At 75.3% G+C, this 17,953-nt stretch carries 13 protein-coding genes and 1 pseudogene; 5 read left to right on the top strand and 9 right to left on the bottom strand.

Going from position 1 to position 17,953, the window contains the following annotated elements; translation table 11 throughout:
- The 9 genes and pseudogenes from ATM99_RS19755 to ATM99_RS15515 form a co-directional block, all read right to left on the bottom strand.
- A pseudogene (locus ATM99_RS19755) lies at nt 1-475 on the bottom strand (hypothetical protein); the annotation flags it as partial.
- Nucleotides 468-1,085 carry a nicotinate-nucleotide adenylyltransferase gene (gene nadD / locus ATM99_RS15545; protein WP_223305172.1) on the bottom strand — a complete coding sequence of 206 codons (618 nt, stop codon included), beginning with the start codon at nt 1,083-1,085 and terminating at the stop codon, nt 468-470. The gene nadD and the pseudogene ATM99_RS19755, both read right to left, overlap by 8 nt.
- Nucleotides 1,086-1,087: 2 nt before the next feature.
- Entirely contained in the window at nt 1,088-1,243 is a 156-nt protein-coding gene (locus ATM99_RS19460) for a hypothetical protein (protein WP_190278852.1), read from the bottom strand.
- A gap of 149 nt (nt 1,244-1,392) precedes the next feature.
- Complete coding sequence (locus ATM99_RS15540; protein ID WP_062103760.1) at nt 1,393-2,700, bottom strand: glutamate-5-semialdehyde dehydrogenase; 1,308 nt, start codon at nt 2,698-2,700, stop codon at nt 1,393-1,395.
- A 181-nt stretch (nt 2,701-2,881) separates the two neighbouring features.
- Nucleotides 2,882-4,021, bottom strand: a complete 1,140-nt coding sequence (gene proB / locus ATM99_RS15535; protein ID WP_062103759.1) for a glutamate 5-kinase — start codon at nt 4,019-4,021, stop codon at nt 2,882-2,884.
- Nucleotides 4,022-4,112: 91 nt separating this feature from the next.
- Nucleotides 4,113-5,630: a GTPase ObgE gene (gene obgE / locus ATM99_RS15530; protein ID WP_062103758.1), complete on the bottom strand. Its 1,518-nt coding sequence runs from the start codon at nt 5,628-5,630 to the stop codon at nt 4,113-4,115.
- A gap of 112 nt (nt 5,631-5,742) precedes the next feature.
- Entirely contained in the window at nt 5,743-6,000 is a 258-nt protein-coding gene (gene rpmA, locus ATM99_RS15525) for a 50S ribosomal protein L27 (protein WP_046528710.1), read from the bottom strand.
- Nucleotides 6,001-6,058: 58 nt separating this feature from the next.
- Nucleotides 6,059-6,367: a 50S ribosomal protein L21 gene (rplU, locus tag ATM99_RS15520; RefSeq protein ID WP_201775302.1), complete on the bottom strand. Its 309-nt coding sequence runs from the start codon at nt 6,365-6,367 to the stop codon at nt 6,059-6,061.
- A gap of 285 nt (nt 6,368-6,652) precedes the next feature.
- Complete coding sequence (locus ATM99_RS15515; protein ID WP_369798098.1) at nt 6,653-9,580, bottom strand: Rne/Rng family ribonuclease; 2,928 nt, start codon at nt 9,578-9,580, stop codon at nt 6,653-6,655.
- A 334-nt stretch (nt 9,581-9,914) separates the two neighbouring features.
- On the opposite strand from ATM99_RS15515, the gene ATM99_RS15510 reads away from it, so the two are divergent.
- The 5 genes from ATM99_RS15510 to ATM99_RS15490 are packed head-to-tail and all read left to right on the top strand — an operon-like array spanning nt 9,915 to nt 17,910.
- Entirely contained in the window at nt 9,915-11,441 is a 1,527-nt protein-coding gene (locus tag ATM99_RS15510) for a cytochrome ubiquinol oxidase subunit I (RefSeq protein WP_062103757.1), read from the top strand.
- Nucleotides 11,442-11,455: 14 nt separating this feature from the next.
- A complete protein-coding gene (cydB, locus tag ATM99_RS15505; RefSeq protein WP_062103756.1) occupies nt 11,456-12,511 on the top strand; it encodes a cytochrome d ubiquinol oxidase subunit II in 1,056 nt (351 codons plus the stop codon).
- 37 nt (nt 12,512-12,548) lie between these two features.
- The gene (gene cydD / locus ATM99_RS15500; protein ID WP_062103755.1) at nt 12,549-14,264 is read left to right on the top strand and encodes a thiol reductant ABC exporter subunit CydD; all 1,716 of its coding nucleotides are present in this window, start codon (nt 12,549-12,551) and stop codon (nt 14,262-14,264) included.
- The gene (gene cydC, locus ATM99_RS15495) at nt 14,261-16,144 is read left to right on the top strand and encodes a thiol reductant ABC exporter subunit CydC (protein WP_082659868.1); all 1,884 of its coding nucleotides are present in this window, start codon (nt 14,261-14,263) and stop codon (nt 16,142-16,144) included. Before cydD ends, cydC begins: the two co-directional genes overlap by 4 nt.
- Nucleotides 16,141-17,910, top strand: a complete 1,770-nt coding sequence (locus tag ATM99_RS15490; protein ID WP_062103754.1) for a GAF domain-containing protein — start codon at nt 16,141-16,143, stop codon at nt 17,908-17,910. The genes cydC and ATM99_RS15490 overlap by 4 nt, the downstream gene beginning before the upstream one ends.
- Nucleotides 17,911-17,953: the final 43 nt, after the last annotated feature.

The following is a 17,953-nucleotide window of genomic DNA, read 5'->3' as shown; positions in this document are numbered from 1 at the left end:
CCGGCGTCGCGGCGCGCGGGGTCGCCGCCGGGGGCGTCGCCGCGCGCGGAGCCGCCGTGGGGTCGAGCGCCGAGTCCCGGTACGAGCGCCGCGAGCGGGACCCCTCGCCGGGGGCGGGCGCCTGCCCGGCAGGGGCGTGCCCGGCAGGGGCGTGCCCCGCAGGAGCGTGCCCAGGACCGGCCTGGCCGTACCCCGACGTCGGTGCCGCGCGGGTGGGTGCCGGAGGCGCGGACGTCGGCGCCTGCCTGGTCGGCTGCGGCCCGGGTGCGCCGGACCACGCGGGGGCGCCCGACGGCGCGGCGCCGCCCGTCCCCGCCGGCGGCATCACGAGCCGGCTGCGCATCGCGCGACGCGAGCCGGGCGACGGCGTGCCGTCACCGGAGGCCGGGGACGCCGGGGCGCCGGCGCCCTGACCGCCGTCCTCGACCGCACGCTCCATCTCGCGACGGCGACGGCGCTCTCCGGGTTCACTCATCAGGACCTCGATACAACCTGTGCTTGGCGATGTACTGGACGACCCCGTCGGGGACGAGGTACCACACCGGCTCCCCCGCACGCGCTCGTGCGCGGATGTCCGTCGAGGAGATCGCCAGTGCCGGGATCTCCAGGACGTCGACCCGCCCCGCGGGCAGGTCCTCCACCGACAGCGCGTGCCCGGGGCGGGTGACCGCCACGAACCGCGCCATGTCGAAGAGCTCGGCAGCATCCTTCCACGTGAGGATCTGCGCGATCGCGTCGGCGCCGGTGATGAAGTAGAGGTCGGCGTCCGGGCGCTGCGTCTTGAGGTCCCGGAGCGTGTCGACCGTGTAGGTCAGGCCCGTGCGGTCGACGTCGACGCGGCTGACGGTGAAGCGCGGGTTCGACGCCGTCGCGATCACCGTCATGAGGTAGCGGTGCTCGGCCGGCGAGACGTCGACCTGCTGCTTGAACGTCGGCTTGCCGGTGGGCACGAACACGACCTCGTCGAGGCCGAACCGCGCGGCGGCCTCGCTGGCCGCCACGAGGTGCCCGTGGTGCACGGGGTCGAACGTGCCGCCCATCACCCCGAGGCGTGGGCGGGCAGGGACCCCCGCGGCGACCGGCACGGTCAGTGGCGGGTCCCGACGGACCGGAAGGCGTACGTGATCAGCAGCATCGCGATCAGCCCCACGAACGCGCCGATGCCGAACACGGGCGGGGCGAACGGCAGCTCGCTCGCGTGGGCCGTGGCCTCCTCGGCCGCGGCGATCAGGGTGGCCTGCACGGGTCCTCCTGCGGGTCGTCGTCGGTGGTGCGGACGGAACTACGAGTGGTGGTGCGGCGTGCTGGACGAGCGCCCGGTGCCGCAGCCACCCAGTGTCGCACGTCGGCCCGTGAGGACCCGGCACGTGCACCGCCTCGGGCGGCGGCGTCTCAGGGGCGGACGTGCCCGTCGCCGTGCACGACCCACTTGGTCGTCGTCAGCTCCCCGAGCCCCATCGGCCCGCGGGCGTGCAGCTTCTGGGTGGAGATGCCGATCTCCGCACCCAGCCCGAACTGCCCGCCGTCGGTGAACCGGGTCGACGCGTTGACGATGACCGCGGCGGAGTCGACCTCGGCGACGAACCGCTCCGACGCCGCGAGGGACTGCGTGAGGATCGCCTCGGTGTGCCCGGTCGACCAGCGGCGCACGTGCGCGATCGCGGCGTCGAGGTCGTCGACGACGCGCACCGCGAGGTCCAGCGACAGGTACTCGGTGGCCCAGTCGGCGTCGGTCGCGGGCACCGTGGCGACGCCCTGCGGGGCGTGCGCCAACGTCGCGTCGTCGCCGTGCACCGTGACGCCGGCCGCGCCGAGCGCGGCGAGCGCCGACGGCAGGAACGCCGCCGCGGCGTCGCGGTGCACCAGCAGCGTCTCGACGGCGTTGCACACGCCGACGCGCTGCGTCTTGGCGTTGAGCAGGATCGGCAGCGCGTCGGCCAGGTCGGCGCTCGCGTCGACGTAGAGGTGGCAGTTGCCCACGCCGGTCTCGATGACCGGCACGGTGGCCTCGCGCACGACCGTCGCGATGAGGTCGGCACCGCCGCGCGGCACGAGCACGTCGACGAGCCCCCGCGCGTGCATGAGCGCGACACCGCCCGGGCGGCCCCACGCGTCGACCGACTGCACGAGGTCACCGGGCAGACCCTGCGCGACGAGCGCCTGCGCGAGCACGTCCACGATCACCGCGTTGCTGCTCGCCGCGGCGGACCCGCCGCGCAGCACGACGGCGTTGCCGCTCTTGAGCGCGAGCCCCGCGGCGTCGACGGTCACGTTGGGTCGCGCCTCGTAGATCATGCCGACGACGCCCATCGGCACCCGCACCTGCCGCAGGCGCAGGCCGTTCGGCAGCGTCGAGCCGCGCACCACCTCCCCGACGGGGTCGGGCAGCGCCGCGAGCTCGCGCAGCGCGTCGGCGATCGCGACGACGCGTGGCGGCGTCAGGGCGAGCCGGTCGAGCAGGCCGTCCGACATGCCGCTCGAGCGTCCACGCTCGAGGTCCTCGGCGTTGGCCGCCAGGACGCGCCCGGTCGACGCGACGAGCGCGTCGGCGAGCGCGCGCAGCGCGGCGTCCTTGGTCGCGCGCGTCGCGGTCGCGAGGGCACGGGACGCCTCACGGGCGCGCCGCGCCACCTCGAGGACGGCGACCTCCGGGTCGCTCTCGACGGCCGTCGACGTCGGCTGCTCCAGGGACGTGGTCATGCGCCCAGGCTAGCCGCGCGGCCGCGCGCAGGGGCCGGCCGCCCGGAGGGCGGGACCGGGACGCGCGGGGGCGCCGCGGGGGCCGCCGACGCGCGCACGCGGGACGCGAGCCCGTCCGGCCGGGGTCGGCGGCACCACGTCGATCCCGTGCGGCCCCGTGAGACGTGCACCGGACCCCGCGTCAGCGCCGCCGACGCACCAGCACGAGGTCGTCGCGGTGGACGAGCTCGCGGTCGTACCCGGGCCCCAGCGTCTCGCGCAGCTCCCCCGTGCTGTGGCCCAGCAGCTGCGGCGCCTCGTCGGCGCCGTAGGCGACCAGCCCGCGCGCCACGACGGCGCCCGCCGCGTCCACGAGCTCGACCGGGTCCCCCGCCTCGAACGCGCCCTCGACCGCGACGACGCCCGCCGGCAGCAGCGACGTCCGGCGCTCGACGACGGCCCGCACGGCGCCGTCGTCGAGCACGAGCCGGCCGCGCGTGCGCGCGGCGTGCGCGAGCCACAGCAGCCGGATCGAGCGTCGCCGCCCCGTCGCCGCGAACCACGTCCCGACGTCCTGCCCGTCGAGCGCCGCGCCGGCCTGCGCGGCCGACGTGAGCACGACCGGGATCCCGGACTGCGTCGCGATCGCCACGGACTCGATCTTGGTGACCATGCCCCCGGTGCCCACCGCGCTGCCGCGCGCGGTGACGTCGACGTCGTCCAGCTCGCCGGGCGCCCGCACCTCGGCGATGCGCCGCGAGCCGGGACGCGACGGCGGCCCGGTGTAGAGCGCGTCGACGTCGGTCAGCAGGGCCAGCGCGTCGGCGTGCACGAGGTGCGACACGAGCGCCGCGAGCCGGTCGTTGTCGCCGAACCGGATCTCGTCGGTGGCCACGGCGTCGTTCTCGTTGATGATCGGCACGACGCCGAGGTCGAGCAGGCGCGTGAGCGCACGGTGCGCGTTGCGGTACCGACCGCGACGCCACGTGTCCTCGGCGGTGAGCAGCACCTGCGCGACCGTGAGGCCGTGCGCGGCGAACGCCCGCTCGTAGTCGGCGACGAGCAGCCCCTGCCCCACCGACGCGGCGGCCTGCTGCGTCGCGAGGTCGCGCGGCCGCGCGGGCAGCCCGAGCGGGCCGATGCCTGCCGCGATGGCCCCCGACGACACGAGCACCACCTGCGTGCCGGCGGCGCGACGCGCGGCGAGCACGTCGACGACCGCCGCGAGCCGCTGCGGATCCAGGTGCCCGTCGGGGGTCGTCAGGGACGACGACCCGACCTTGACGACGACGCGCCCGGCGTGCGGGAGCTGGTCTCGGCCCTGCAGGGCGGCGGCACTCACGGTGCCATGATGCCGCGCCCCGGCGGGGCCGCGGTGCGACGACCGTCCCGCGGACGACGGCGCGCGCCGCCCGCGGGACGACCGGCACGCGTCACGCGTCGGGGTCGGTCCAGACGCCCTGCTCGCGCTCGGTCCACAGCTCGGCGCGGGCCGCGGCCTTGGCGTCCATGCGCTCGGTGTACTCCCGGCGCTTCTGCCCGCGCGTGGGGCGTGCCTGGTCGTCGAGGCGTGCGTCGGTGCCGCGTGGACCGCCGAGCAGCTCCGATCCGGTGAGGAGCGTCGGCTCCCAGTCGAACACCACGGCGTTCTCGTCGGGACCGATGCGCACCTCGTCGCCCGCGACCGCACCGGCCGCGTAGAGGCGCTCCTCGACGCCCGCGCGGGCGAGCCGGTCGGCGAGGTAGCCGACGGCCTCGTCGTTCGAGAAGTCGGTCTGCCGGACCCAGCGCTCGGGCTTCTCGCCGCGCACGACGAACCACACCTGTCCGTTGCCCTCGCGGCGCGTGACCGTGAATCCCGTCTCGTCGACCGCCCGGGGGCGCAGCACGACGCGCGTCGCCTCGGGCGCGGGCGCGTCGCGGCGCGCCTGCACGACGCGCTCGGCGAGCGCGAACGTCAGCGGCCGCAGACCCTCGTGGCTCGCGGTCGAGACCTCGAAGACGGCCAGGCCGCGCGCCTCGAGCTCGGGCCGCACGAGGTCGGCGAGCTCGCGCGCCTCGGGCACGTCGATCTTGTTGAGCACGACGATCCGCGGTCGCTGCGTGAGCGGCACGCCGCCGGCGGCGACCTCGAGGTCCTCGGCGTACGCCGCGAGCTCGGCCTCGATGACGTCGAGGTCGGTGAGCGGGTCGCGGCCCGGCTCGAGCGTCGCGCAGTCCAGCACGTGCACGATCACGGCGCAGCGCTCGATGTGGCGCAGGAACTCCAGGCCCAGCCCCTTGCCCTCCGACGCACCCGGGATGAGGCCCGGCACGTCGGCCACGGTGTAGCGCGCGTCGCCCGCCTGCACGACGCCGAGGTTGGGCACGAGCGTCGTGAACGGGTAGTCGGCGATCTTCGGCCGCGCGGCCGAGATCGCCGCCACGAGGCTCGACTTGCCCGCGGACGGGTACCCGACGAGCGCGACGTCGGCGATGGTCTTGAGCTCGAGCACGACGTCGGCGCTGTCGCCCGGCTCGCCGAGCAGCGCGAAGCCGGGGGCCTTGCGGCGCTGCGACGCGAGCGCCGCGTTGCCCAGGCCGCCGCGGCCACCGGCCGCGACGACGTACCGCGCGCCGACGCCGACGAGGTCGGCCAGCACGGTGCCGTCGGTCGACTTCACGACCGTGCCGTCGGGCACGGGCAGGACCAGGTCCTCGGCCGTCGAGCCGCTGCGGTGGTCCCCCATGCCCTGCGTGCCGGACGCCGCGTGGCGGTGGGGCAGGTGGTGGTACGGCAGCAGCGTGGTGACCTGGGGGTCGACCTCGAGGATCACCGACCCGCCGTTGCCGCCGTTGCCGCCGTCGGGGCCGGCCAGCGGCTTGAACTTCTCGCGGTGGATCGACGCGCACCCGTGCCCGCCGTCACCGCCGGTCGCGTGCACCACGACTCGGTCGACGAACGTCGCCACGGGTGTCCTCCTCGTCCTTCAGGGTGCGGGACGCGTCCCGCCTCGGTCGTGCAACGACGAAGGGGCGCACCGCACCGGTGCGCCCCTCCGACGTCGATGGTGAGGCAGCGCCTCAGGCGTCGGCCGCCACGATGTCGACGACCTTGCGGCCGCGACGCGTGCCGAACGCGACCGCACCGGCGGTCAGCGCGAACAGCGTGTCGTCGCCGCCACGGCCGACGTTGTCGCCGGGGTGGAAGTGCGTGCCGCGCTGGCGGACGATGATCTCGCCGGCCTTGACGACCTGACCGCCGAAGCGCTTCACGCCGAGACGCTGCGCGTTGGAGTCGCGACCGTTGCGCGAGGAGCTCGCGCCCTTCTTGTGTGCCATGACAGACCTGCTCTCAGTGTTCCGGAGTACGGGGTGCAGCCGCCGAGGCGGCGCGAGCTCACTTGATGCCGGTGACCTTGAGGCGGGTCAGCTTCTGGCGGTGACCCTGGCGCTTGCGGTAGCCGGTCTTGTTCTTGTACTTGAGGATGTCGATCTTGGGACCCTTCTCGTCCCGCACGACCTCCGCCGTGACCGTCACCTTCGCGAGCGCCGCGGCGTCCGTGGTGACCTTCTCGCCGTCGACGAGCAGGAGCGCCGGCAGCTGGACCGACGAACCCGCCTCGGCGGCGAGGCGGTCGACGACGACGACGTCGCCGACGGCGACCTTCTCCTGGCGGCCGCCAGCCTTCACGATCGCGTACACCACGTTGCTGCTCATCTCTGCTCGTCGGACCTGCACGTCACTGCTCATCGGTACTGCTGCTCGGTGCCCGTGACCCGCCGAGGCCCGCGCACCACCCAGCCGCGGGGGCGAGGGGTTCGCGTCGGCGATGTCGTCCGCGGCGCCCGACCGTGGTGCACCCCGCTCCGGGACCGGCTCTCACGAGCCCGTCCTGCGTAGCGGGACTGCCACGGCGCGCACGCGACGCACCGACGTTCTAGGGTACGGACCCGTCCGCGTCGGGTCAAACGCGCGGACGGGTCCGCGTGGTCAGCCGTCCTGCTCGCCCGCGTCCTGCGGCGTGCCGCCCGACTCCGTGCCGCCCGACTCCGTGCCGTCCGACGCCGGGGCGTCGTCGGCACCGTCGGTGTCGTCGTCCGCCGCGGCGAACAGGTCGGGGTGCACCGCGTGCAGCGCGAGCGGCGCGTCCGTCACGACGCCCTTGCGCACCTGGCCGAGCTCGGCCAGGACGTCCAGGACCGGTGCGGGTGCACCCGCAGCGGCGTCGTCCGCCGCCGTGCCGGGCGCGGCCTCCACCTCGGGCGCCGCAGCGGGCTGCGGCACCTCGACCGTGTCCGTGGCGACGGACCGGGCCTCGGCGGACTCCGCGGGCTCCGACGACTCGGAGGGCTCCGCGTGGTCGTGAGCGTGCGCGGCCGCCGCGGCGATCGTCGCGAGGGTCGCCTTGACGGCCTCGCGCGCCTCGGGCAGCACCGGCACGGTCGCGGCCGTCGCCGCACCGCCGGTGGCGCCCTGCTCGGCGGACGCGCGCTTGCGCCGCGACCGCTTCGACTCGCCCTGCTCGGGTGCGGGCTGCTGGGTGCCCGCGTCCGCGCGGCCCTGGTTCTTCGACACCGGGTCGGTGTGGACGATGAACCCGCGGCCGTGGCAGTGCTCGCACGTCTCGCTGAACGCCTCGACCAGGCCCTGGCCGACCCGCTTGCGCGTCATCTGCACGAGCCCGAGCGAGGTCACCTCGGCGACCTGGTGCTTGGTGCGGTCCCGTCCCAGGCACTCGACGAGGCGGCGCAGCACGAGGTCGCGGTTGGACTCGAGCACCATGTCGATGAAGTCGATGACGATGATGCCGCCGATGTCACGCAGCCTCAGCTGCCGGACGATCTCCTCGGCCGCCTCGAGGTTGTTGCGCGTGACCGTCTCCTCGAGCGTGCCGCCCGCCCCGGTGAACTTGCCGGTGTTGACGTCGACGACCGTCATGGCCTCGGTGCGGTCGATCACGAGCGAGCCGCCCGACGGCAGCCAGACCTTGCGGTCCATGCCCTTGGCCAGCTGCTCGTCGATGCGGTGCACGCTGAACAGGTCCTGCGTCCCGGTCCACTTCTCGACGCGCGCGGCGAGGTCGGGCGCGAGCTCCCCGACGTACGTCGAGATGGTCGTCCACGCGTCGTCGCCCTGCACCACGAGCGACGAGAAGTCGTCGTTGAAGATGTCGCGCACCACGCGGATCGCCATGTCCGGCTCGCCCTGGAGCAGCGCCGGCGCGTTGGCGCTCCTGGTCTTGCGCTCGATCGCCTCCCACTGCCCCTGCAGGCGCGCGACGTCGGCGCGCAGCTCGTCCTCGCTCGCCCCCTCGGCAGCGGTGCGCACGATGACGCCCGCCGAGTCCGGCACGACGTCGCGCAGGATCTTCTTGAGGCGCGAGCGCTCGGTGTCGGGGAGCTTGCGGCTGATGCCGGTCATGCCGCCGCCCGGCACGTACACGAGGTACCGCCCGGCGAGCGTGACCTGGCTGGTCAGTCGCGCGCCCTTGTGGCCGATCGGGTCCTTGGTGACCTGGACGAGCACCGAGTCGCCCGACTTGAGGGCCTGCTCGATGCGGCGCGGCTGCCCGTCGAGGCCGGCCGCGTCCCAGTTCACCTCGCCCGCGTAGAGCACGGCGTTGCGGCCCTTGCCGACGTCGACGAACGCGGCCTCCATCGACGGCAGCACGTTCTGCACGCGACCCAGGTAGACGTTGCCGACCATCGAGGCCTGCGCCTGGTGCGACACGTAGTGCTCGACGAGCACGCCGTCCTCGAGGACCGCGATCTGCGTGCGCCCGTCGCGCTCGCGCACGACCATCGAGCGCTCGACCGACTCGCGGCGCGCGAGGAACTCCGCCTCGGTGATGATCTGGCGGCGGCGGCCCGCGTCGCGGCCCTCACGGCGGCGCTGACGCTTGGCCTCGAGGCGCGTCGACCCGCGCAGCGCGGTCACCTCGTCGCCGCTCGACCGGCGACGCGGCTCCTCGCCCCCGGACTCGGCACGCGTCCCGCGACGACGACGGCGACGACGACGGCTCGAGCCCGCGGACGACTCGTCGTCCCCCGCGTCCTCGCCGGACTCCTGCTCGGCGTCCTCGTCCTCGTCCGTGCCGTCGTCGGTCGACTCGTCGTCCGACTGCTCGGCGCGGCCGCGGCGACCGCGACCACCGCGGCGGCGGCGACGACGCGGGCCCGCGTCGTCCTCGCCGGACGCGTCGTCGCCCGTCGTGCCGTCCTCGCCCTGCTCGTCGACCTGCTCGTCCGTCGCCTCGTCGGCGGGGCGTGCGCCCTGCTCGTCGTCGGCGGCGACGGTCCCGTCGACCTCGCCCGACGTCTCCTCGTTCGTGTCCTCCGCGGCGGGCTTGCGGCCACGGCCACGGCGACGACGCGGACGCGAGGCGCCCTCGTCGGCGGCCGGCGCGTCCTGCGGCGCGGCCTCGGGCTCGGGCTCGACGACCGTCTCCTCCTCGGTGCGGGCGGACTCCGAGATCTCCTCGGGCGAGCCCGTGGACGCCTGCGCGCGCCGGCGCCGCGGCCGCAAGGCCGGGTCCGGCGCCTGGAACAGCAGCGCCGTCGTGGCCAGGCGGGCACGACCGGGCGTCTCCTCGCTCGTGCGGGCGGGGCCGAGCTCGGCCAGCACGTCGAGCGCGCCGCCGCGGGCGGCGGTCCGGCCGACCTTCTCCGGTAGGGGGTTCACGGGGGCGTCGTCCGGGGACGCCTCGAGGACGGCCGGCTCGTCGCCGTCCTGCGCGGTGCGGGCCGAGCGTCCGCCGCGACGGCTGGGCCGGCGACGACGCGGTGCGCGCTCCTCGGCGTCCTCGGCGGCGGACTCCGCGACGCCGGACGCCTCGGGGTCGTCGGCCGGGGTCGGCTCGACGGGGCTCTCCGTGACGGCGTCCGGGACGACGGGGTTCCCGTCGGCGTCGAGCTCCACCTCGTCCTCGACGGGCGCGTCCGTGGCGAAGCCGCCGGGGCGGGGCGGCGGCTGGCCTGCACGATCACGTGACGGCGAGCTCGTCGGCCCCGACGGTGTGGGCGTCAGGACCTGTGGTCAGTATCGCACAGACGGCCGCGACAGCCCGTCCGACGCGGCGCGAGGTTCACGACGAGACGTCAGCACCCGGGACGTTGGTCCTGTCGCCCCGGGGCCTCCCGGCCTACGGTTCGAGGGACAGGACACGCACCCGGCGTGCGCACCGTCGCGGCCCCCACCGCGACCCGTCCGACCCCCGTCAGCCCGCCCGCCTCGCACCAGCACGGAGAACCGCGTGGACGCCCTCGACCTGGCACGGTGGCAGTTCGGCATCACGACCGTCTACCACTTCATCTTCGTCCCGCTGACGATCGGGCTCTCCCCGCTCGTGGCGATCATGCAGACCGCGTGGGTCCGGACCGGGAACGAGCGGTGGCTGCGGCTGACCAAGTTCTTCGGCAAGCTCCTGCTGATCAACTTCGCGATCGGCGTCGCCACGGGCATCGTGCAGGAGTTCCAGTTCGGCATGAACTGGTCCGAGTACTCGCGGTTCGTCGGCGACGTGTTCGGCGCGCCGCTCGCGATGGAGGCGCTCGCCGCGTTCTTCGTCGAGTCGACGTTCCTGGGCCTGTGGATCTTCGGCTGGGACCGCCTGCCCAAGAAGATCCACCTCGCGTGCATCTGGGCCGTCGCGATCGCGACGAACCTGTCCGCGTTCTTCATCCTCGCGGCGAACTCGTGGATGCAGCACCCCGTGGGCACGACGTACAACTTCGAGACCGGCCGTGCCGAGATGACCGACATCGTCGCGGTCCTCACCAACCCGACCGTGCTCGCGGCCTTCCCGCACACGATCTCGGCCGCGTTCCTCACGGCCGGCACGTTCGTCGCGGGCATCGCGGCCTGGTGGATGGTGCGGCTCGTGCGCAACGGCGACACCGCCAAGGCGCGCGACGTCTACCGCCCCGCCGTGATCCTGGGCCTCGTGACGATGCTCGTGTCGGGTGCCGGCGTCGCCCTGACGGGCGACTGGCAGGCCAAGCTCATGTTCGACCAGCAGCCCGCCAAGATGGCCGCCGCGGAGGGCCTGTGCGAGACGCAGGACGGCGCGGCGTTCTCGATCCTCGCGATCGGCGACCTCACCAACGACTGCGACGGCGTCACGCACCTCATCGAGCTGCCCGGGTTCACGTCGTTCCTCGCGACCGGCGACTTCAACGCCCGCATCCGCGGCGTCGACGAGCTGCAGGAGCACTACACGCAGTGGGTCACGCAGTGGGAGCAGGACAACGGCGTCGAGGCGACGTTCGACCCCGCCGACACGCGCTTCTACCCCAACCTCGCCGTCACGTACTGGTCGTTCCGGCTCATGATCGGCTTCGGCGTCGGCTCGGCCGCGCTGTCGCTCGCCGCCCTGTGGCTGCTGCGCCGCAAGGGCTCGGTGACCGGCAAGTCGTGGTTCGGCCGGCTCGGCATCGCGGCGATCGCCACGCCGTTCCTCGCGTCGGCGTTCGGCTGGATCTTCACCGAGATGGGCCGCCAGCCCTGGGTCGTCGCACCGAACCCGAACAGCTCGGGCGTCGACGGCGTGTGGCTGCTGACCGCCCGCGGCGTCAGCGAGGTCGTGTCCCCCGGCATGGTCTGGTTCTCGATGATCGGGTTCACGCTCCTGTACGGCGTGCTCGCGGTCGTGTGGTTCCGGCTCATGAAGCGCTACGCCGTCGAGGGCGTCGCCGACACCGAGCACGACCCCAGCCCTGACAACCCCGACAACGCCCCCGACGCGGACGGTACCGACCGTCCCCTGTCCTTCGCGTACTGAGGAGAGCGGCCACCATGGACCTGTCGACCGTCTGGTTCCTCCTCATCGCCGTCCTGTGGACCGGCTACCTCGTCCTCGAGGGCTTCGACTTCGGCGTCGGCATGCTGCTGGCGATCCTGCCGAAGGGCGACAATGCGCGGCGCGAGAAGGAGCGCCGCCTCATGATCAACACCGTCGGACCCGTGTGGGACGGCAACGAGGTGTGGCTCCTCACGGCGGGCGGCGCGACCTTCGCGGCGTTCCCCGAGTGGTACGCGACGCTGTTCTCCGGCTTCTACATCCCGCTGTTCATCATCCTCATCGCGCTGATCGTGCGCGTCGTCGCGTTCGAGTGGCGCGGCAAGATCGACTCGCCCGTGTGGCGGGCCTGGGCCGACCGCGCGCTGATCTTCGGCTCGTTCGTGCCGGCCCTGCTGTGGGGCGTGGCGTTCGCGAACCTCGTGCGTGGCGTCGAGCTCGACGCCAACCACCAGTACGTGGGCGGGTTCTTCGCGCTGCTGTCGCCGTTCGCGCTGCTGGGCGGCCTCGTGACGCTGACGATCTTCCTCACGCACGGCGCGATCTTCCTGGCGATGAAGACCGACGGGGACGTGCGCGAGCGGGCCGGCGCGTTCGCGGCCCGCAGCTCGGTCGTCACGCTCGTGCTCGCGGGGGTCTGGGCGGTGTGGGCGCAGATCTCCTACGCCAACAGCCTGTGGACCTGGGGCGCCGTCGCGGTCGCCGCCGTCGCGCTCGTGCTGGTCGTCGCCGCGACCCGCATCCGTCGCGAGGGCGTCGCGTTCACGGCCTCGGCCGTCGCGATCGTCGCGGCCGTCGTGCTGATCTTCGGCTCGATGTTCCCCGACGTCATGCCCGCGTTCGACGCCGCGAACTCGCTCACCGTCGACAACGCGTCGTCCACGGACTACACGCTCACGGTCATGACGTGGGTCGCGGTGATCCTCACCCCGCTCGTGCTGCTCTACCAGGGCTGGACGTACTGGGTGTTCCGCAAGCGCCTGACCGTCGAGCACATCCCGGACTCGATCGGGCTCACGTTCGACAAGGTCCTGCCGAAGTCCCGCGCGTGACGCCGCCCGTGCGCCCGCTCGTGATCTCCTGGACCGCGTGAAGCCTCTCGACCCCCGGCTGCTGCGGTACGCGCGCGCGGCGCGCGGGTACCTCGCGCTGACGGTCGCGCTCGGTGTCGTCACCGGCGCGCTCGTCGTCGCGCAGGCCCTGCTGCTCGCGCACGCGCTCGGCTCGGCCGTCGCCGACGGCGCGACGCTCCCCCGCGTGCTGCCGCTCGTCGGCGGGCTCGCGGGCGTCGTCGCGGTGCGCGCGCTCGTGGCCGGGGTGCAGGAGCGGTACGCGCACCGCGCCGCGACCCGCGCGGTCGCCGAGCTGCGGGAGCGCGTCGTCGCGCACGCGGCCGCCGTCGGTCCCCGCCGCGCCGCGCCGGCCGACGGCGCGAGCCTCGTGACCCTCGCGACGCGCGGGCTCGACGCGCTCGAGCCCTACTTCGTGAAGTACCTGCCGCAGCTCGTGCTCGCCGCGACGCTGACCCCGGCGACGCTGCTCGTCGTGCTCGGGCTCGACTGGGTGTCGGCCGCGATCATCGCCGGCACGATCCCCCTGGTGCCGGTGTTCATGTGGCTCGTGGGCGTCATGACGCAGGGCCGCTCCGAGCGGGGCCTGGCGACGATGCAGCGGCTGGGCGCGCAGGTGCTCGACCTGCTCGCGGGCCTGACGACGCTGCGCGCGTTCGGGCGCGAGCGGGGGCCGGTGGCGCGGGTCCGCGACCTGGGCGACGCGCACCGGCGCGCGACCATGGGCACGCTGCGCGTGGCGTTCCTGTCCGGCATGGTGCTCGAGCTCCTCACGACGCTGTGCGTCGCGCTCGTCGCGGTCGCGATCGGCATGCGCCTGGTCTACGGGCAGATGGACCTCGTGACGGGCCTCGCGGTGCTCGTGCTCGCCCCCGAGGTGTTCAACCCGCTGCGCCAGGTCGGTGCGCAGTTCCACGCCTCGACCGACGGGGTCGCGGCGGCCGACCGCGCGTTCGCGGTGCTCGAGGTGCCGCTGCCCGCCGCCGGCACGGCGCTCGCCCCCGACCTCGCCACGGGGAGGGTCCGGGCGCGGGGCGTCGCGGTCCGCGCACGCGACGGGTGGGCCCCGGCCCCCGTCGACGTCGAGCTCGTCCCCGGCCGCGTGGTGGCGCTGGTCGGCCCGTCCGGGGCCGGCAAGACGACGACCGTCGAGGTGCTGCTCGGGCTGCTGCCCCCCGACGCGGGCCGCGTCGAGCTCGTCGCCGCCGACGGCACGGCGACCCCGCTCGCGGACGTCGACCCGCACGACTACTGGCGGCAGGTCACGTGGCTGCCGCAGCGGCCCGTGCTCGAGCCCGGCACGGTGCGCGAGGTCCTCGGCTCGCCCGACGCCGCGGCACGCGACCGGGCGGCGGCGCTCACCGGGCTCGACGCGGTCGTGACGACGCTGCCGCACGGCTGGGACACCCCGCTCGGCGGCGGGGGCGCGGGCCTGTCGGTCGGGCAGCGGCAGCGCCTCGCGCTGACCCGTGCCCTGCTGCGTCCGAGCCCCGTCGTCGTGCTCGACGAGCCGACCGCGCACCTCGACGCGGTCGGCGAGCAGGTCGTGCTGCGCACGCTCGACGCGCTGCGCGACGCGGGCTGCGCGGTGCTCCTCGTGGCGCACCGCGCGTCGCTGGCCGCGCGCGCCGACGAGGTCGTGCACGTGCGGTCCGCGCGCACGGGCCCGGCCGACGACGGCCCAGCGAGCATCGACGCCGTCGCGGAGAGCGATCCGCGCGGAGCCGTCCGGTGAGCGCCGCACGCGTCCCCGCGACCGTCGCGGCTCCCGTCGCCGTTCCCCCGCCCGCGGCAGGACCGACCGCCGCGCGCACGCGCCCCCCGCGCGGGACGCTGCGCCGCGCCGTGCGGCTGCTCGACGTGGACCCGCGCCGCGTCGCGCTCGCGGTCCTGCTCGGAACGCTCGCGCTCGGCTCGGCCGTCGCGCTCGCGGCGGCGTCCGCGTGGCTCATCGCCCGTGCCTCCCAGATGCCGCCCGTGCTCCAGCTGTCGGTCGCGACCGTGGCCGTGCGGGCGTTCGGCATCGGCCGCGGTCTCATGCGGTACCTCGAGCGCCTCGTGTCGCACGACGTCGCGCTGCGCGGCATGGCCACGCTGCGCACCACGCTGTACGACCGCCTCGCGGCCGGCTCCCCGCAGGCGCTGCTCGCGGTGCGGCGCGGCGACCTGCTGGCCCGCGTCGGCGCGGACGTCGACGCGGTCGGCGACGTCGTGGTGCGCGGCCTGCTGCCCGCGGCCGTCGCCGCAGCCCTCGGCGTGGGCACCTCCGTCGCGATGGCGCTGTTCTGGCCCCCGGCCGGCCTCGCGCTGGCGCTCTGCCTGCTCGCGGCGGGCGTGCTCGCGCCCTGGCTGTCGGCACGCGGGGCACGCACCGCCGAGGAGCGCGGCGTCGCGGCGCGCGCCCGCATGAGCGCGACCTCGCTCGGCGTGCTCGACGACGCGGGTCCCCTCGCGGTGTCCGGGCGCCTGCCGCACGAGCTCGACGCGCTGCGCGCGGCCGACGCCGACCTCGCGCGGGCGGCTGACGCCGGTGCGCGCCCCGCCGCGCTCGCCGCGGGGATCGGGCAGCTCGCCGTGGGGGTGGCCGTGCTCGTCGCGCTCGTGACCGGCGTCCCCGCGGTCGGCGCAGGGCTGCTGGCCCCCGTCGAGCTCGCGGTGGTCGTGCTCACGCCGCTCGCGGCGTTCGAGGCGACCTCGCTGCTGCCCGCCGCGGCGGTGCAGGTGCAGCGCTCACGCGCCGCGGCGGCGCGGATCCTCGCGCTGCTCGACGCCGCCGCCGGGTCGGACGAGCGACCGGCCGCGGCACGCGCGGTCGCCCCGGAGCCCGGTGACGTCCCGGCGCCGCCGCCCACCGGCGATCCGTCGGGCCCGACGCTCGTCGCACGGGGCCTCGCGTGCGGCTGGCCCGGGCGGCCCCCCGCCGTCACGGACGTCGACCTGAGGCTCGCCCCGGGCTCGCGCCTGGCCGTCGCCGGTCCCAGCGGCGAGGGCAAGACCACGCTGCTCCTGACCCTCGCGGGACTCCTCGCGCCCGTCGCCGGCACCGTGACGCTCGACGGCGTCCCGCTCGGCACGGCGGACCGCGCGACCGTCGTGCGCAGCGTCGTGGTGACCGGTGAGGACGCGCACGTGTTCGGCACGTCGGTGCTCGAGAACCTGCGCGTCGCGCGCGGCGACGTCACGCCCGAGGAGGCGCGGTCCGCGCTGGCCCGCACGGGCCTGGGGGCGTGGCTCGAGGGCCTGCCCGACGGCCTCGACACCGTGCTGGGCTCGGACGCGCGCACCGTCTCGGGCGGCGAGCGCCGCCGCCTGCTCCTCGCGCGCGCGCTGCTGTCCGACGCGCCGCTGCTGCTCGTCGACGAGCCCGGCGAGCACCTCGACCCCACGACCGCCGACGCGGTGCTCGACGCGCTGTGGCACGCACCGGCCACCCGCGACGGCACGCCACGCGGCCTGGTGGTCGTGAGCCACCGCCTGACGTCTCTGGCCACGGCCGACGAGGTGCTGTGGGTCACGGGTGGGCAGGTCGCGGCGCGCGGCACGCACGCGCACCTCGTGGACCACGTGCCGGGCTACGGTGAGGCGGTGCGGGCCGAGGAGCGGGAGCAGACGTGAGCGAGCACCGGGGAGAGATGCGCGAGGTGGCGGGGTCGCCGCTCGTCGCGGGGGCGCCGTTCCAGCGGGGGGTGCTCGTCGACCGGCCGTCGCCCGCACCCCTGACCGGGGACGCGCTGACCGACCTGCTCGGGGCGATCCTCGCGGTCGCCGGGCAGCTCGACCTCACGACGGTGCTCGACCGCTTCGTGCAGGTCAGCGCCGAGCTCACCGGGGCGCGCTACGGCGCGATCAACGTGCTCGACGACCAGGGCGCGTCCACGACGTTCGTCTACACGGGCATCCCCACCGCGGTCGCGCGCATGCTGCGCCGCCCCCCGCACGCCGAGGGCGTGCTCGGGCAGATCCCGCTCGAGGGCGCGCTGCGCCTCGACGACCTCACGCAGCATCGCGCGTTCCAGGGCTGGCCGAGCGCCCACCCGCCGATGGGTTCGTTCCTCGGCGCGTCGGTCAAGGTCGGCGAGCACGTGTACGGCCAGCTGTACCTGTCGGAGAAGGTCGAGGGCGGCTCGTTCACCGACACCGACGAGTCCATGGTCGTCGCGCTCGCCGCCGCCGCCGGGGTCGCGATCGCGAACGCGCAGCTCTACGCCGAGGCCGAGCGCCGCGAGCACTGGCTGCAGGCCGGGCAGGACATCACCACGATGCTGCTCGAGGGCGTCGACGAGGAGGACGCCCTCGAGCACGTCGCGCGCACGGCACGTGAGGTCGCGGGCGCCGACACCGCGGCGCTGGCGCTGCCCGGCCTGGGCGGCGAGCTGTACCTCGAGCTCGCGGACGGCTACCAGGCCGACGTCCTCACGGGTCTGGTCATGCCGCGCGGCGGGCGCGCGTGGACGGTCCTCGAGGAGGGCCACGGGCTGCTCACCCCGTCGCTGAGCGCGTCGCGCACGGTCAAGCTCGAGGAGATGCGCGCGTTCGGACCGGCGATGTTCGCGCCGCTGCACTCCTCCGGGCGCGGCGTCGGCGTGCTGCTGCTGCTGCGCCGCATCGGCCGGACCCCGTTCGACGAGAGCGACCTCGCGACCGCCGAGTCGTTCGCCGCCCAGGCGGCGCTCGCCTACGTCCTGGCCGAGGCGCGGCACGCGCAGGACCTCGCGGCGCTGCTCGACGAGCGCGAGCGCATCGCGCGCGACCTGCACGACCTGGCGATCCAGCAGCTGTTCGCGACCGGCATGCAGCTCGAGACCGTGCGGCGCCGCTCGGCGCGCGGCGTCGACGCGCACGAGCTGACGAGCATCGTCGAGGAGGCGCTCGACAACGTGGACAGCTCGGTGCGGGAGATCCGCCAGATCGTGTACGCGCTGCGCGACCCCGACGCCGCGACGGGCCTGGTCGAGCGCCTGCGTCGCGAGACCTCGCTGGCGCGCACCGGCCTGGGGTTCGCACCGTCGCTCGTGCTCTCGCTCGACGGCGAGGTGCTCACGCCCGGCGACGGCGAGGGCGAGGACCGCATCGACGAGCGCCTCGAGCAGGAGCTCACCGACGACGTCGTCGCTGTCGTCCGCGAGGGCCTGGCCAACGCCGCACGGCACGCGCACGCGTCGTCCGTGGGCGTGTGCGTGAGCGTCCGCGGGTCGGGCCACACCGGGTCGGTGACCGTCGACGTCGAGGACGACGGCGTGGGCGTGTCGACCGACCGCGAACGCAGCTCCGGGACCGGCAACCTCGCGTCGCGGGCGCGGCAGCACGGCGGCTCGTTCAGCCTCGGCGTCGCGCCGAGCGGCACGGGCACGCTGCTGACGTGGCAGGCGCCGCTGGCATGACGGAGGGCGCCGACCGCCGGGCGCACCCCGGACGCGGCGACGC

Origin of the sequence: Cellulomonas sp. B6 (genome assembly GCF_001462455.1) — a bacterium.
Classification (GTDB): domain Bacteria; phylum Actinomycetota; class Actinomycetes; order Actinomycetales; family Cellulomonadaceae; genus Cellulomonas.
This window is presented reverse-complemented; position numbering and strand designations above follow the sequence as displayed.